Annotated in this window: 12 protein-coding genes; 7 read left to right on the top strand and 5 right to left on the bottom strand. The window is 74.1% G+C overall.

The features are described from left to right. Positions 1-3 precede the first annotated feature (3 nt). The 3 genes from SL103_RS31975 to SL103_RS31965 all read left to right on the top strand — a co-directional run bounded on the left by SL103_RS31975 (position 4) and on the right by SL103_RS31965 (position 2,764). Positions 4-1,197, top strand: coding sequence for an acyl-CoA dehydrogenase family protein (locus SL103_RS31975; RefSeq protein ID WP_069572444.1), 1,194 nt, complete (start codon positions 4-6; stop codon positions 1,195-1,197). Between the two features lie 182 nt (positions 1,198-1,379). Then, positions 1,380-2,150 (top strand): enoyl-CoA hydratase family protein, encoded by a 771-nt coding sequence (locus tag SL103_RS31970; protein ID WP_069572443.1) that lies wholly within the window; start codon positions 1,380-1,382, stop codon positions 2,148-2,150. Next, positions 2,138-2,764, top strand: a complete 627-nt coding sequence (locus tag SL103_RS31965) for a TetR/AcrR family transcriptional regulator (protein ID WP_069572442.1) — start codon at positions 2,138-2,140, stop codon at positions 2,762-2,764. Before SL103_RS31970 ends, SL103_RS31965 begins: the two co-directional genes overlap by 13 nt. 99 nt (positions 2,765-2,863) lie before the next feature. Here the strand turns inward: SL103_RS31965 and SL103_RS31960 are convergent, their stop codons facing one another. Continuing rightward, positions 2,864-3,967: a citrate synthase 2 gene (locus SL103_RS31960; RefSeq protein ID WP_069572441.1), complete on the bottom strand. Its 1,104-nt coding sequence runs from the start codon at positions 3,965-3,967 to the stop codon at positions 2,864-2,866. Positions 3,968-4,408: 441 nt separating this feature from the next. On the opposite strand from SL103_RS31960, the gene pdxH reads away from it, so the two are divergent. Both pdxH and SL103_RS31950 read left to right on the top strand, forming a co-directional pair. Then, positions 4,409-5,140 (top strand): pyridoxamine 5'-phosphate oxidase, encoded by a 732-nt coding sequence (gene pdxH / locus SL103_RS31955; protein ID WP_244304088.1) that lies wholly within the window; start codon positions 4,409-4,411, stop codon positions 5,138-5,140. Between the two features lie 547 nt (positions 5,141-5,687). After that, positions 5,688-7,136: a PAS domain-containing protein gene (locus tag SL103_RS31950; RefSeq protein ID WP_069574285.1), complete on the top strand. Its 1,449-nt coding sequence runs from the start codon at positions 5,688-5,690 to the stop codon at positions 7,134-7,136. Between the two features lie 43 nt (positions 7,137-7,179). Here the strand turns inward: SL103_RS31950 and SL103_RS31945 are convergent, their stop codons facing one another. Further along, on the bottom strand, positions 7,180-7,947 hold the full coding sequence (locus tag SL103_RS31945; protein ID WP_069572440.1) for an SIS domain-containing protein: 768 nt from the start codon (positions 7,945-7,947) through the stop codon (positions 7,180-7,182). A gap of 315 nt (positions 7,948-8,262) precedes the next feature. Here SL103_RS31945 and SL103_RS31940 point away from each other — a divergent pair, with 315 nt between their 5' ends. Further along, positions 8,263-8,955, top strand: a complete 693-nt coding sequence (locus SL103_RS31940) for a metal-dependent transcriptional regulator (RefSeq protein ID WP_030415691.1) — start codon at positions 8,263-8,265, stop codon at positions 8,953-8,955. 630 nt (positions 8,956-9,585) lie between these two features. After that, complete coding sequence (locus SL103_RS31935; RefSeq protein ID WP_069572439.1) at positions 9,586-10,461, top strand: alpha/beta fold hydrolase; 876 nt, start codon at positions 9,586-9,588, stop codon at positions 10,459-10,461. A 156-nt stretch (positions 10,462-10,617) separates the two neighbouring features. Here the strand turns inward: SL103_RS31935 and SL103_RS31930 are convergent, their stop codons facing one another. From SL103_RS31930 to SL103_RS31920, 3 genes are all read right to left on the bottom strand, one after another. After that, the gene (locus tag SL103_RS31930; RefSeq protein WP_069572438.1) at positions 10,618-11,268 is read right to left on the bottom strand and encodes a hypothetical protein; all 651 of its coding nucleotides are present in this window, start codon (positions 11,266-11,268) and stop codon (positions 10,618-10,620) included. A gap of 306 nt (positions 11,269-11,574) precedes the next feature. Further along, on the bottom strand, positions 11,575-12,885 hold the full coding sequence (locus tag SL103_RS31925) for a hypothetical protein (RefSeq protein WP_069574283.1): 1,311 nt from the start codon (positions 12,883-12,885) through the stop codon (positions 11,575-11,577). Between the two features lie 127 nt (positions 12,886-13,012). Continuing rightward, entirely contained in the window at positions 13,013-15,139 is a 2,127-nt protein-coding gene (locus tag SL103_RS31920) for a hypothetical protein (RefSeq protein ID WP_069572437.1), read from the bottom strand. Between the last annotated feature and the right edge of the window lie 48 nt (positions 15,140-15,187).

The following is a 15,187-nucleotide window of genomic DNA, read 5'->3' as shown; positions in this document are numbered from 1 at the left end:
CTGATGAGCAGCCCTGTGATCGAGACCGAGGAACACCGCGCCCTGCGCGCCTCCGTGGCCGCGCTCGCCCGCCGCTACGGCCGGGAGTACTTCGCCGCCGTCGTCGCCGAGGGCCGGCACACCGACGACCTGTGGACCGAGGCCGCGAAACTCGGCTACCTCGGCGTCAACCTCCCCGCGGAGTACGGCGGCGGAGGCGGCGGCATCGTCGAACTGTCCCTGGTGCTGGAGGAGCTGGGCGCTGCCGGCTGCCCGCTGCTGATGCTGGTCGTCTCGCCCGCCATCTGCGGCACCGTCATCGCCCGCTTCGGCACCGAGGCGCAGAAGCGGGCCTGGCTGCCCGGCCTCGCCGACGGCTCCCGCAAGATGGCTTTCGGCATCACCGAACCGGACGCCGGATCCAACTCGCACCGCATCACCACCACCGCCCGCAAGGACGGCGGCGACTGGGTCCTCAACGGCCGCAAGGTGTTCATCTCCGGCGTCGACATCGCCGACGCGACGCTGATCGTCGGCCGCACCGAGGACGCCCGGACCGGCCGCCTCAAGCCGTGCCTGTTCATCGTCGAGCGCGACACCCCCGGCTTCGGCCGCCACCCGATCGCGATGGAACTGGCCGCCCCGGAGAAGCAGTTCGAGCTGACCCTTGACGACGTACGGCTGCCCGCCGACGCCCTCGTCGGTGGGGGCACCTCCCACGCGTCCAGCAGTGGGGGAGAAGACGCCGGGCTCCTCCAGCTCTTCGCCGGACTCAATCCCGAACGCGTCATGACCGCCGCCTTCGCCCTCGGCATGGGTCGCTACGCCCTCGACCGGGCCGTCGCGTACGCCCGCACCCGCCAGGTGTGGAAGGAACCCATCGGCGCCCACCAGGCCGTCGCCCACCCGCTCGCCCAGGCCCACATCGAGCTGGAACTGGCCCGGCTGATGACGCAGAAGGCGGCGCACCTCTACGACGCCGGCGACGACCTCGCGGCGGGGGAGGCCGCCAACATGGCCAAGTACGCGGCCGCCGAGGCCGCGGTCCACGCCGTCGACCAGGCCGTGCACACCCTCGGCGGCAACGGCCTCACCAAGGAGTACGGCCTGGCCTCCCTGATCACCGCCGCCCGGGTCGCCCGGATCGCCCCCGTCAGCCGCGAGATGATCCTCAACTTCGTCTCCCACCAGACGCTGGGGCTGCCCAAGTCGTACTGAACACCCGCCCGGAGAGCGTCCCGCGCGGGGCCCGCGCGGCCCCGCGCGGCGGCATCGCGTACGTTGCCGGGCAGGCCGCCGGTACCGACGGTGCGCCGCGCGGCGTCCGCCGGCCGCGCGCCCCCACCGGAAAGATCCTGCGGCGCGCCCGCGCGCACCAGGGAAAGGAGCCCCACGGACCGATGACCGACGCACCCGTGACCCCGCTGGTGTCGCGCTCCCACGAGCGCGGCATCACCACCCTCACCCTGGACTCCCCGCACAACCGCAACGCCCTCTGCGCCCGCCTCGTCGCCGAACTGCACCGGGCGCTCGCGGACGCCGCGGCCGACGACGCGACCCGGGCCGTCGTGCTCACCCACACCGGCGGCACCTTCTGCGCCGGAGCGGACCTGTCCGAGGCCACCTCGGGGACGGCGAAGGACGGCCCGCTGGGGCTGGCCCGGCTGCTGCGCACCCTCGTCGAACTGCCGCTGCCGGTCGTCGCGCGGGTCACCGGCCACGTCCGGGCCGGCGGTCTCGGGCTGCTCGGCGCCTGCGACATCTCCGCGGCCGGCCCCGAGGCCACCTTCGCCTTCACCGAGGCCCGCCTCGGCCTCGCCCCCGCCGTCATCTCGCTGCCGCTGCTGCCGCGGCTGGACCCGCGCGCCGCCGCCCGCTACTACCTGACCGGCGAGACCTTCCGCGCCGCGGAGGCGGCCCGGATCGGGCTGGTCACGCTCGCCGCCGAGGACGTCGACGCCGGCCTCGCGCCCGTACTGGACGGACTGCGCAAGGGCTCACCGCAGGGGCTGGCCGCGTCGAAGCAGCTGGTCACCGCGGAGGTGCTGGCCGCCTTCGACCGGGACACCGACGCGCTCGCCGAACGGTCCGCGCAGCTCTTCGGCTCCGCCGAGGCCCGCGAGGGCATGACCGCCTTCCTGGAGCGACGGGCCCCGTCATGGGCGCGCTGAGCCCGGCCCGCGAACCGAAGCCGCCCCAGCAGGAGCGCAGCCGCGCCACCCGCCGGAAGCTGCTGGAGGCGGCCGTCTCCTGCCTGGCGGAACGCGGCTGGAGCGGCAGCACGGTCTCGGTGGTCGCCGAGCGGGCCGGCGTCTCCCGGGGCGCCGCGCAGCACCACTTCCGCACCCGCGAGGACCTCTTCACCGCGGCCGTCGAGCACGTCGCGGAGAAGCGCCAGGGCGCCCTGAAGGCCGTCGCCCCCAACCTGCCGCCCGCCGGGTCCGTCGCCCGGACCCGGATCGTCGTCGAGGAAATCGTCGGCCTCTACACGGGCCCGCTGTTCCGGGCCGCGCTGCACCTGTGGGTGGCCGCCTCCGACGAGGAGCAGCTGCGCGAGCGGGTGACCGCCCTGGAGGCCCGGGTCGGCCGCGAGGCGCACCGCACGGCGGTGGCGCTGCTGGACGCCGACGAGGCGGTGCCCGGCGTACGGGAGACCGTCCAGGGTCTGCTCGACATGGCGCGCGGACTGGGACTGGCGAATCTGCTGACCGACGACGCGGCCCGCCGCGACCGGGTCGTCGAACAGTGGGCGAAGATCATCGACGGTGTGCTGAACCCGGAGTGACGGCCACCTTGCCGCCGGTCCGCCGGGAAGACCCGCCGGGCCGGACGTGGCCCCCGGCGCGCGCGGCGCGCGGGAGCACGTCCGCCCCACGGGGCGGGCTCAGCCCTGCGCGATGTCGCCGTACCCGGCGATGTCCCGCGGGCTGCGCGAACCCGGGCCCACGTACCGGGCCGACGGCCGGACCAGTCGGCCGGTCCGCTTCTGCTCCAGGATGTGCGCGCTCCACCCGGCCGTACGGGCGCAGGTGAACATCGAGGTGAACATGTGCGCCGGGACCTCCGCGAAGTCCAGCACGATCGCCGCCCAGAACTCGACGTTCGTGGCCAGCACCCGGTCCGGGCGGCGGTTGTGCAGCTCCTCCAGCGCGGCCTTCTCCAGCGCCTCGGCGACCTCGAAGCGCGGCGCGGCCAGCTCCTTGGCGGTGCGCCGCAGCACCCGCGCCCGCGGGTCCTCGGCGCGGTAGACGCGGTGGCCGAAGCCCATCAGCCGCTCGCCGTTGTCCAGCGCCTGCCGGACGTACGCGCCGGCGTCACCGGTCCGCTCGATCTCCTCGATCATGCCCAGGACCCGGGAGGGCGCGCCGCCGTGCAGCGGGCCGGACATCGCACCGACCGCGCCGGACAGCGCCGCCGCCACGTCCGCGCCGGTGGAGGCGATGACCCGGGCGGTGAAGGTGGAGGCGTTCATGCCGTGCTCGGCGGCCGAGGTCCAGTAGGCGTCGACGGCCTTGACGTGCTTGGGGTCGGGCTCGCCGCGCCAGCGCTTCATGAAGCGCTCCACGACGGTCTCCGCCTTGTCGATCTCCTTCTGCGGCACCATCGGCAGCCCCTGCCCGCGCGCCGACTGGGCGACGTAGGACAGCGCCATCACCGCGGCCCGGGCGAGGTTGTCGCGGGCGGTCGCCTCGTCGATGTCCAGCAGCGGTTTCAGGCCCCATACGGGCGCGAGCATCGCCAGCGCGGACTGCACGTCCACCCGGATGTCACCGGAGTGCACCGGGATCGGGAACGGCTCGGCGGGCGGCAGCCCGGGGCTGAACGCCCCGTCGACCAGCAGCCCCCAGACGTGTCCGAAGGACACCTGCCCCACGAGGTCCTCGATGTCGACCCCGCGGTACCGGAGCGCGCCGCCCTCCTTATCCGGTTCGGCGATCTCCGTCTCGAACGCGACAACTCCTTCGAGTCCGGGTACGAAGTCGGACATCAGGCGGCTCCTCAGGCTGGGGACGGCGAGCGGTTCGCACCGGCTGCCGTACGGACGGTCTGGTGTGCGGCGCCGGCGCGGTTACCCGGCTGCGTCGGGCAGCTCGGGGTCCGTACCGGTCACCCCGGTATGCCCCGCCGGGGCGTGGGTCACGCGGCGGTCCGGCCCGCGGTCGGTCGGTGCGCGGGTGGCCGGAAGCGGTGTGCTGCGGCGGTGCTGTGGAACGTGTGAGCGGGCCCGTGGTGCGTGGGAACGGGCCGGACGGAACACGATAGCTCCCCCTGTCCGAGGGCCACAGTGGACCGGGCCACGATTTTGGCGGGTCCCCCACCTGCGGGGAAGCGTGAGATCCGGCACACTGGTCGATTTGCTGACGGGAGGGTTACGGCCGGTCGACGGGGGGCAGACTTCCGCCCCTCCCAGCTGACCGGGCCGGACCCGATGCTGCAAGATGAGGCCGTGCACCCCGCCGACGCGCCTCACGCCGAAACCCCCGATCCCTCCACCATGCGTGCGCACTACCGCGCCGAGGGACTCGCCGAGTCCGACCTCGCCGCCAGCCCCTACGACCAGTTCGCGCGCTGGTTCAAGGACGCGACCGTGGCCGGTCTGCACGAGCCGAACGCCATGGTCGTCTCGACGGCGGACAGCGCCGGCCGGCCGAGCTCACGGACCGTACTCCTCAAGGGATTCGACGACCGCGGCTTCGTCTTCTTCACCAACTACCACAGCCGCAAAGGCCGAGAACTGGCCGAAAACCCTTGCATTTCCCTGGTGTTCCCCTGGCACCCGCTCTCCCGCCAGGTAGTGGTCACCGGCACCGCCGAGCGCATCGGCCGGGACGAGACCGCCGCCTACTTCCGCACCCGCCCGCACGGCTCGCAGCTCGGCGCCTGGGCCAGCGACCAGTCGGCGCCGGTCGCCTCACGCGAGGAACTGGAGCGGGCCTACGAGGAATTGGCCACCCGCTACCCCGAGGGCGAGCAGGTGCCCGCGCCGCCGCACTGGGGCGGCTACCGCGTCACCGCCGAAACCGTCGAATTCTGGCAGGGCCGGCTGAACCGCCTCCACGACCGGCTGCGCTACGTCCGCGAGACCGGGCCGGAGGCCGGCGCCGGGGACAGCGGTGAGGCCGGGGGAGTGACCTGGCGGGTGGAGCGCCTGGCGCCCTGAGCGGGCGGCCGCCCGCGGCTGCGGGGGCCGGCACGCAGACGACCCGCGGGCTGGTTCCTCCGCGCTCGGTGGCGCGAAGGGCCGGTCGGACGAACCGGCAGCCCGCGGGTCGGGTGACTGCTTGGGATTGGCCGGCTGCGCATCTGCAGTATGCGCCGGTCCGGCGCTGCACTTCGGTGAAGCGACGGGCCGCTAGCCCGCAGCCACCTCACGCGTCCGGTGCGAAATCATCTGCCGAACCACCTCCCTTCTCGTGTGCTCCACACATTAGGAAGCTGGCCGGAACCGCACAACCGAATTTTTCCGGGAGCAACGATTTCCGCGAATCGGGTGTGGGCTGTGTCACGTTCCAGTTGAATGTTCCCAGGTGGAGCATGCGCAGCCGCGTTCGTGAGGGGTGCCAGTGACTGCTTCGTCAGCTTCTTCCGGTGCGTCCGGCCCGTCGGCCGCGCTCACCGGCCCGTCGGCCGACACATCCGGCCCGCCGCCCCCGGACGGCGACGGCGACACCGAGGACTCGGGTCTGCTCGCCGCCCTCCTGGACGGCATGGACGCCGCCCTGGTCGCCTTCGCGGCCGACGGCACGATCACCCACTGGAACCACGAGGCCGCCCGCATCCTCGGCTGGACCGCCGACGAGGCCGTCGGCCGCACGGGCCTGGCCGGCTGGGCGGTCCGCAAGGAGGACGCCGACGGCATCGAGGCGGTACTCGCGGCCGCGATGCGCTCCCCGGGCCGCCAGGTCCACGAATTCGCCCTGCTCACCAAGGACGGCCACCGGGTTCTCGTCCGCACCCAGGCGTCCGCGGTCCGTGGCCCGGGCGGCCGGGTCGCCGGCGTCTACTGCGCCTTCAGCGAGGTGCACACCCAGATGGACCTGGAGCGGTCCATCGCGCTCAGCGAGGCGCTCTTCGAGGACGCCTCGTGGGGCGTGGTGCTGGTCGACGCCGATCTGCGGCCCGCCGTCGTCAACGCCCACGCCGCCCGCACCCTGGGCGTGGGACGCACCGCCCTGCTGGGGCGCCCGCTGGGGGACCTGCTGGCGCAGGGCGTCGAGGAACTGGAGTGCGCCCTCCAGCACGTCCTCGCCGAGGGCGCGCCGCCGGCCGCCGCCGAGCTGTGGGTGACGCTGCGCTCCGAGGAGGCCGAACTGCCGCGCCGGTGCTGGCGCAGCGGCTTCGTACGGCTGGCCTCGCCGCTGGCGGAGGAGCCGGTACCGCTCGGCGTCGCCTGGCTCTTCCAGGACGTCACCGAGGCCAAGCGCGCCGAGCAGGACAGCTCCCTGCTCCGGTTCCGCGCCCACCAGCTGCACCGCGCCGGCCGGGCGGCGGCCGACTGCCCGGACCCGGCCGAGGCCGCGGCCGTCCACCTCGACTTCGCCCTCGCGGGCTTCGCCGACCACGGCCTGGCCGACCTCGCCACCAGGCCCGCCCCGGCCCCGTACGGGGCGGTCGCCGACGGCGACGCGGACGACGCCTACGACCCGTCCGGCACCTATGACGCCCACGACCCCCGCGGCGCTCACGGCACCGAGGCCGCCGGCGACGCCCGCGACCGGGCCGGTGCGGAGGCCGCCGCGGAGGCCGCCGCGGAGGCGGGCGGGGGAGCCGGGCGCGGCGCGGGGTGCGCGCTGGTGCGGACGCTGGCGTCGCCGGCCGGTTCGCCCGGCCCCTCCGAGGCGTTCGCGGCGACCGGCATCCCGGTGCCGTACCCGCAGGGCCATCCGGCGTTCCAGGCGTTCCAGCGGCGCGGCCCGGTGCGGACCAGCGCCGGCGCCGCCCCGGCCGAGGGCTGGGCGGCCGCCCGGCACTGGCCGGACGGCACCGTGCACGGCCTGTGCGTGGTGCTGCGCAGCCGCGGCCGCACGCTCGGCGTGCTGACGTTCCTGCGCTCGCCCGCGCGCCGCCCCTTCGACCGCGCCGACGCCGACTACGCCGAGGAGGTCGCTGCCCGGATCGCCGCCTGCCTGGACCTGTCGGGCGCGGCGTCGCGCTGAGGGGAACCGCCCCGCCCGGCCCCGGACCGGCCGGCCCGGCGCCTCACTGCCGGTAGAAGATCCGGTCCGCGTAGTCGGTCATCACTCGGGCGTTCCACTCGTGCCCGCCGTCGACGTTCCCGGAGCGCAGCAGCGGCGGGTCGATGCCCCGTTCGGCGAGCGCGCCCGCGGCCGTCGCCACCACGGCCTGCATGATCGCGCTGGTGACGACGGTGGAGGCGGGGGCGAACGGCGCGTCGATACCGGGCAGGGTCAGTTCCGCGTCCCCGACGGGGATCCGGCTGTCCAGCACGAGGTCGCAGTGGTCCTTGAGGTAGCTGCCCGAGACGTGCCGGGACTTGGTGGCATCCGCGTACGCCACCGACGTCACGCCGATGACCTTGATCCCCAGGGCGCGCGCGTTCATCGCCATCTCCACGGGCAGCGCGTTGCGCCCGGACAGCGAGATGATCACCAGCGCGTCGCCCGGCCGCAGCGGACTGGTGTCCAGTACGGCCGCGGCCAGCCCGTCGACCCGCTCCAGCGCGCTGCCGAGCGTCGCGGGACGTACGTCGACGCCGACGACTCCCGGCACGGACAGCAGGTTCATGACCGCGAGGCCGCCCGCGCGGTAGACGGTGTCCTGGGCGGGGAGCGAGGAGTGCCCGGCGCCGAAGGAGAAGACCCGGCCGCCCGCCGCGACGGTGTCCGCGATCAGCCGGCCGGCCGCGCTGATCCGGTCGCCCTCCTCGTCGCGGACCTGCCTCAGCAGGTCGATCGCGGCGTCGAAGTACTTCCCGGCCAGCCGGTCGCTCCGGTCGCTCTCAGCCATTGCCGCGGGCCCCTCTCGTCGGATGTCGTGTCGTCGGTCCGGGGGTGGTCGGTCGTGCGTCCGGACGTGCGCCGCGCGCCGGGCCCCGCCACCCACTGATCAGTGGCGCGGATCACGTTGCGGTCTGGACCAGTGCCCTGTCAATACGGCCGCGGGGCTCCGCGGGACGTCACCGCGCCGCTCGGACCCGTACGGCGGGGAGGGGCCCGTCGGCACGGCGGCGCGGGTCCGGTCCGCGGACGAGGCGGCACCGTTGTCAGTGGGATGCGTCAGAATTGAGTCCAGGGCCACCGCACCACACATCGAGGGGCACGCATGTCCGGACTGATCGACACCACGGAGATGTATCTCCGCACCATCCTCGAACTGGAAGAGGAAGGTGTGGTCCCCATGCGCGCCCGCATCGCGGAGCGGCTCGAACAGAGTGGTCCGACGGTGAGCCAGACGGTCGCGCGCATGGAGCGAGACGGGCTGCTGACGGTCGCGGGTGACCGGCACCTGGAGCTGACGGAGGAGGGCCGGCGCCTGGCGACCCGGGTGATGCGCAAGCACCGCCTCGCCGAATGCCTGCTGGTCGACGTCATCGGGCTCGAATGGGAGCAGGTGCACGCCGAGGCGTGCCGCTGGGAGCACGTGATGAGCGAGGCGGTCGAGCGCCGCGTCGTGGAGCTGCTGCGGCACCCGACCGAGTCGCCGTACGGCAACCCCATCCCGGGCCTTGAGGAACTGGGCGAGAAGGCCGAGGCCGACCCCTTCCTGGACGCCGGCATGGTGAGCCTGATGGACCTGGACGCCGGGGCCGACGGCAAGACGGCAGTGGTGCGCCGGATCGGGGAGCCGATCCAGGCGGACGCCCAGCTGATGTACACCCTGCGGCGGGCCGGTGTGCAGCCCGGCGCGGTGGTGAGCGTGACGGAGTCGCCGGCCGGGGTCCTGGTCGGCAGCAGCGGCGAGGCCGCCGAGCTGACCTCCGACATCGCCTCCCACGTCTTCGTCGCCAAGCGCTGACCCGCCGCCACCGAAGGCGGCACGGGAACGGGACGGGTGCGCGGCCGCGCCGCCGCGCACGCACGCCCCTGCGGCCCGCCCCCGCACGACGCCGAACGGCACGAGTCCCCGCCCGGCGTCAAACGTGCCCCCTCGGCACCGACCTCAGTTTCTTCCCCTCCCCGCCGCCGTTCACCACGCCCCACGCCCCCGCTGAGCTGCGCTGACGCGCCGTAGAGCGGGCTCGGCAACTTCTTGCGCGTTGAACGGACTTGTGCGAATCCGTGCGATACGGCCGGTCTCGTGTCACCCTGACGCATGGCCATGCGTCAGCCTGTCCTTGCCAGGGAGGGGGCTCGAATGCGTCCACCGAGTGTGGGGACGGTCAGGGCCCCGGCGCTGCGAGCAGCCGGGGCCCTGCCTCCCCATGTCCCCCACCCAAGACCCGGAGCCCCGAGCTCCCAGGGTCTTTCCCCGCGGGCCCCCTTCCCGGTAGGGCCCGCCTCCCGGCAGATGTCTCCCCGTGGCGGGCGGGACCAATCCTTGAGCGAGGTCACTCGAACGAGGGGTATTACGCGTCAGATCGGCGCGTTCGAATAGGGGTTCGATAGTGTGGGGCTGCTCAAGGGACGATTGGGGGTGCCAGGGCACATGACGCGGCGTATCGATGTGACAGGGGCCGGCGGCGTACGGCTCGCCGCCTGGGAATTCACCGACCCGCCCAAGATCGGCGGCGGGCTGGAGGGGGGCGAGCACCGGCCGGGCGTGCTGCTGCTCCACGGCCTGATGGGGCGCGCCTCGCACTGGGCGGACACCGCCCGCCGGCTGAGTGCCCGTCATCGCCCGGTCGCCCTGGACCAGCGTGGCCACGGCCGCAGCGAGAAGCCCGCCGAGGGGCCCTACGACCGTGCGGCGTACGTCGATGACGCCCTCGCCGCCGTCGAGCAGCTCGGCCTCGCCCCGGTCGCCCTGGTCGGGCATGCCATGGGCGCCCTGACGGCGTGGCAATTAGCGGCCCGGCGGCCGGACCTGGTCAGCGCGCTGGTCATCTGCGACATGCGCGCCTCCGCACTGGGCGCGGCATCGCAGCACGAGTGGACCGAGTGGTTCCGCTCCTGGCCGGTGCCGTTCGCGACGCTCGCCGACGTCCGCAAGTGGTTCGGTGAGGACGACCCGACCCTGGAGCGCCCCCGACCGGCCCGCGGTGAGTTCTTCGCCGAGGTGATGGCCGAGCGCGCCGACGGCTGGCGCCCCGTGTTCTCCCGTCGGCAGATGCTCACCGCCCGCGAGACCTGGGTCCATGACGCCCACTGGGAGGAACTCGCCCAGGTGTCCTGCCCCACCCTGGTCGTCCGCGGCCTCGACGCCGAACTGGGCCGCGCCGAGGCCCAGGAGATGGTCCGCGTCCTCCCGCGCGGCGCCTACGCCGAAATCCCGGACGCCGGCCATCTGCTCCCCTGGGAACAGCCCGACGCCTGGTGCGCCACCATCGAACCCTTCCTCCAGACGGCGACCCGGCCCGGCTGACCGACGCCGCACGGCTCAGCGACGCCTCGCGGCTCACCGTGCCGTGCGGTCCACGCGCCCGCGCCCGTAAGCGCGCCCGGCTCGCGGCTGCCCCCCCTCAGGGGTGGCGCCGGGCGCGCGGGTGGGCCGGACGGGCACGGGCCTGGCGCGCGCCGTTCAGGAGCGGTCCGCTCCACCGGCGTGGGCGAACTTCCAGACGAACGGCGCGCTCTGCCCCTCACCCGCCCAGTGGACCTCCACCGACTTCGCTCCCGCCGGAATCATGTAGGTCTGGCAGAGGGTGTGGCTCTGCCCGACCTTCCAGTTCTCGATGTCGATGGTGTCCTCGCAGCCCGGGCCGTCCTCCGCGGCGCCTATCAGCAGCCCGCCGCGCCGGCCGTCCGCGTAGATCTCGGACTCATTGCCCACCCGGGGCATGTCCTTGACCACGCCGCCGCCCTTGTTCGTGTACGTGATCCAAGCGGTGGCGGCCACCAGGCCCTTGGCGTCCTTCGGGTCCGAGACCAGCTTTCTGGCCTCGGCCTCGGTCCCCACGTGAACCTTCTCCGCGGCGACGTCGTAGGTGATTTCCCGCTTGCCGTTCTCTTCCCTGAACTTACCCGTGCCGCGCCGACCGGCCTTCAGCTCACCGCCGGCCACCGGTTCCGCCGACTTCTTTTCCGTCTTCGGGGCATCGGCGGCCGCATTGCTCTTCTTGTGGTCCTGCGCCCCGGCCGAGTCCTTGTCGTCCCCGCAGGCGGTCAGGGTCAGTGCCAATACGGCGGCGGGCGCCACGGCGCGCAGCCAAACGCTCTTCGTGTGCAGCAAAACGCTCTCCCAGCAGACGTTCTCCCCCGTCGCGCCACACAGTTGACCGTGTGATCGCGAACGGCTGTGCCTGCGGAGCATAAGAGCGGCCATTCGGCTTTGTCGAAACGCGGAAGACGCTGCCGTAACGGCAACTCGACGGCAACTCAAGGGCAAATCGACGGCATTGGCGGTCATTTCTCCGGAAGGTGCGGGAGTTCTGCCTCCTTTCTGTCCAATTGTGCAGTGAATTCGGCATCCTTGGCGCGGCACCAGAATTACGAGCGAACCCGGGAATCCACGTCCGGCGGTCACTTCAGGGTGCGGTCACTTCAGGGTGCGGGTGAAGTCACCGCGCTGCACACGCGCGGCGAGCGAGTCCCCGTCTCCGCTCAGCAGGGAGCCGTATCCGGTGGCCGCCCACAGGCTGTCCTCGGCCGGCACCTCGAAATACGGCACCGGGCGGCCCTCCAGCCGGTCGGTGAGGACCTCCGGGGCGCGCCGGCTGCGCACCGCCCGCAGACACACCTCGCAGGCCGCCACCCGCAACTGCTCGCGGCGGCCCAGGGGCCGCCAGGGTATGCGGCGGACGGCGGGCCCGTGCAGCGGGTGGAAGAAGCACAGCGGGAGCGTGACCGGGGCCGGGGTCGGGGCCGGAGCCGGGGAGAGCGCCGCCCGGCCCTCCGCGATCAGCGCGAACACCCCTGCCAGGTCGGCGGTTCCGCGGGCCCGGTCCAGGACCGTACCGGCCGCGGCGTAGGCATCCAGGGCCCGTGTGACGGCCGTCGGATCACCCTGCGCGCCACGCGCCTCCTCACCGAGCCGTACGACCTCCTCGCCGGCCCGCTCGCGCAGTCCGGCCTCGTCGGCCTCCCTGGCGGCGGCGAAGACGGACCGCGGCAGTGCGAACGGCGTCGAGAGGTCACGCAGCCGCGCCCGCCGCCGCAGCAACAGCGCCGCCGCGGCCACCAGCAGCAACGGGCCGCCGACCAGCGACAGGACCCGTATCAGGGGCGAGCCCTGCCCGGCGCCCGCCCCGGCCGCCCGGTCCGGGCCGGGCTTCGGGGAGCCGAGGCCGGCGGTGGCCTTCCGGTACACCTCGTCGCCGTTGCCCGCCTTGATGATGCTGATCGCGCGGGCGAGGCGCCTGGCCGGCCCCGCGCCCTTCATGTCGTCCTGGAAGAAGACCGCGGCGGCGGCGTGGAACGCCTGATGGGCGCCCGAGGGCCACTCCTGGGCGGCGATGTCGTCGGAGTAGTCGCCGAGCGTGAGGAGGATCGACGGGCCGCCGCCCATCCGGTCATGGACCACCTCGGCCAGCTGCTCCGGCTTGCCGCCCCAGCTGTCGCCCTCGACCAGCGGCACCAGGACGACACGGATGGGCAGCCGGGTCTGCCGGATCTGGTCGACCAACTTCCGCTGCTGCTCACCGTCGACGGCGGTGGCCAGGGACGGGTCGACATAGACCGGGGAGCGGCGCAGCGCATCGGCGATCTTCTGCCCCGGGCTGCGCTGCCCGGCGCTGTGCTGCTCCGGTTCCTGCGGGCCCGCCGCCCCGGCGGCCGCCGTCGCACCGGGTGCCGCGACGCCCAGCAGCAGGACGACGGCGGAGGCACCGACGGCGAGGGCGCGCCGCAGCCGACGGACGGCCGGGAGCCGCCGGGCACCGGAACGGGCCCCGGCGCGGCGGGCGCCCGGGCGCTCGGGGCCGGGAAGCGGGGCACCGGCACCGGCACCGGGGGAGGAGGAGCAGGGCTGGGAGGGGTCAGTGCACACCGAAGTACTCCCGTACATCGCGGGTGAGTTGATCGATTTCCGTCCCGTCGCCGAGCGCGGCCAGCGGCCCGGGGAGCGTGGCGTACGGGACATGCGCACCGCGTCGGGCACTCCCCGACGGGCGGAGCCGCAGCACCGGGCCGGGCGTCACCCGGCACCCTTCGCACACCGGCATCGACCGCGCCCGGGCCCGAGCCCTGCCACGGCCCTCCGACGGCACCTGGACCCGCTTGTGCGCCACGCCGTGCAGCGGATTGCGATGGCAGACGAACCGCGCCGCGTCCGGGTCCCCGATCGCGGCCCGGCCCGCCCTGGCCAGCACGACGGCACAGGCCAGCGCGGCCGGCGTGGCATCGGCGTCGATCCGGCCGTCGCTGTCCCCGTCGATCAGCAGCGCCGCGGCGTCCAGACACTCCCAGGCCCGTCGCCGGGCGTCCTCGGGCAGCGCGGCCACCGGTTCCAGCGCGGCGGTGAGAGCGTCGAGTTCCTGCCGGGCGGCGCGCCGCAACCAGGCCGTCGAGGGCTCGGTCGGTGCCGGTGAACGGGCGCCCGCCGTACGCCGGCGCCGGGATATCCGGCGGACGACGGCGCACACCGCCGCCACCAGGCCGAAGAGCAGCCCGGCGAGGAACGTGCCGATGACCAGGCCGGGTTCGAAGTCGCCGGTGAACAGACCGGGCAGCGCCTGTTCCTCGACGGGGTCGGGAGCGGCCGGCGGTTCGAAGGGCAGGTGGCCCGCCTCGGCCTTGGGTGACTTGCTGACGTAGGTCAGCAACTGGTCGAGCCGCCGGCCGAGCGCGGGGTCGGAGGACCGGGGGTACGAGAGGTCGCGCGGGCGGTCGATGAGGTACATGTCGTCCACGCGGGTGCCGTAGTTGACCAGGTCGATGCTGCCGCTACCCGGGTCGGCGAGCACGATGAGCAGGTCGCGGCGCAACCGCGTGTGGAGGGCCTTGGCCAGCAGCTCCCGGTCGCCACCCGACTCGTCGTCCGTGCTGCTGGGCACGGCGGCGATCACCGCCGGGACGTTCAGGGTCCGCAGTTGCCGACGGAGGTGGGCGCGCTCCGCCGCGTCCAGCGCCGGCGGGCTCTCCGGGTCGGTGTAGAGCGGATCGCGGCGCAGGCCGTCGGCCACCCGGTCGATCCTCGCGCGCATATCGGCGGCCGTCGGACGGGAGCCGTCGCCGCTGGACGTGTCGTCGAAGACCTGCGACGCGGTGAAGGCGATCAGCCCGCCCAGCAGGACGGCAGCGGCCAGCAGCGGCAGCAACCGCTCGCGCGGAAACGGCCCGGGCCCGCCGGCCCCCTTCCTGCCGCCGCTCGCCTTCTTCGCCCCGCCGCTCCCCTTCCTCGCGGGGCCGGCCTTCTTCCCGCTGCGGGCCGTCGCTGCCCCGGCGGCGGAGGGGCGATCGGCTTCGCCCGGGCCCGTGGTCGTGGCCGCGGCCCGCCGCACCCGCCGCCGCTGGAGGGCGTACACGGTGATCAGCAGCGCCGTGAGCGGAATGCCGGTGACCGCGATGCCGGTCACGAAGCTCTGGTTCTCCCGGTCGGTCCGGTCCGTGTGCACGGAGGGCGGCCCGTCCGGGTCGCCCTCGGAGGCGGCCCGCGCCTGCTCCGCGCGCTGATGCGCGTGCCCGGAGGTCACCACGTCGACGAAGTGCCGGAACACCTCGCGCGGGGTGGCGTCGTACGCCAGCTCGTACAGCGTCGCCCGGCTCGCGTCCTCGGCGCCGGTCAGGCTCACGCCGTAGGTCTGCACCGCGGAGATCCCGGTATCGCCCAGCGCCACATAGAGGCCCTTGCGCCCCAGTCGGTCGTGGACACCGGCGAGCACGGCGGACGGCTCGGCCCCGAAGGAGGAACTCGGCAGGACGAGGACATAGGTCGGAACGCCCAACCGCCGGGCCTCCCGGGCGAATTCGGGCGCCGTCGACCGGGGGGCCTCGCGGGGGAGCTGGTCGCTGATGTAGATGGGGTCCTTGCGCAGCTGCTCGGCGAGGTACGCCGTCTGCGTCGGGCTGTCGGGGACTCCCGACGCGGCCTCCGCGGCCGGTACGGAGCCGGCGCAGAACAGCACCGCCAACCAGCCCGCCACCAGCACGATTTTGGCGCGCATCACCGCCGCCCCCCCTTGGCCCTGCCTCGTTCATGTCGTTGCGACGAC

Origin of the sequence: Streptomyces lydicus (assembly GCF_001729485.1) — a bacterium.
Taxonomy (GTDB): Bacteria; Actinomycetota; Actinomycetes; order Streptomycetales; family Streptomycetaceae; genus Streptomyces; species Streptomyces lydicus_D.
The sequence above is the reverse complement of the archived record's forward strand: the minus strand, read 5'-3'. Positions and strand labels throughout refer to the sequence as shown.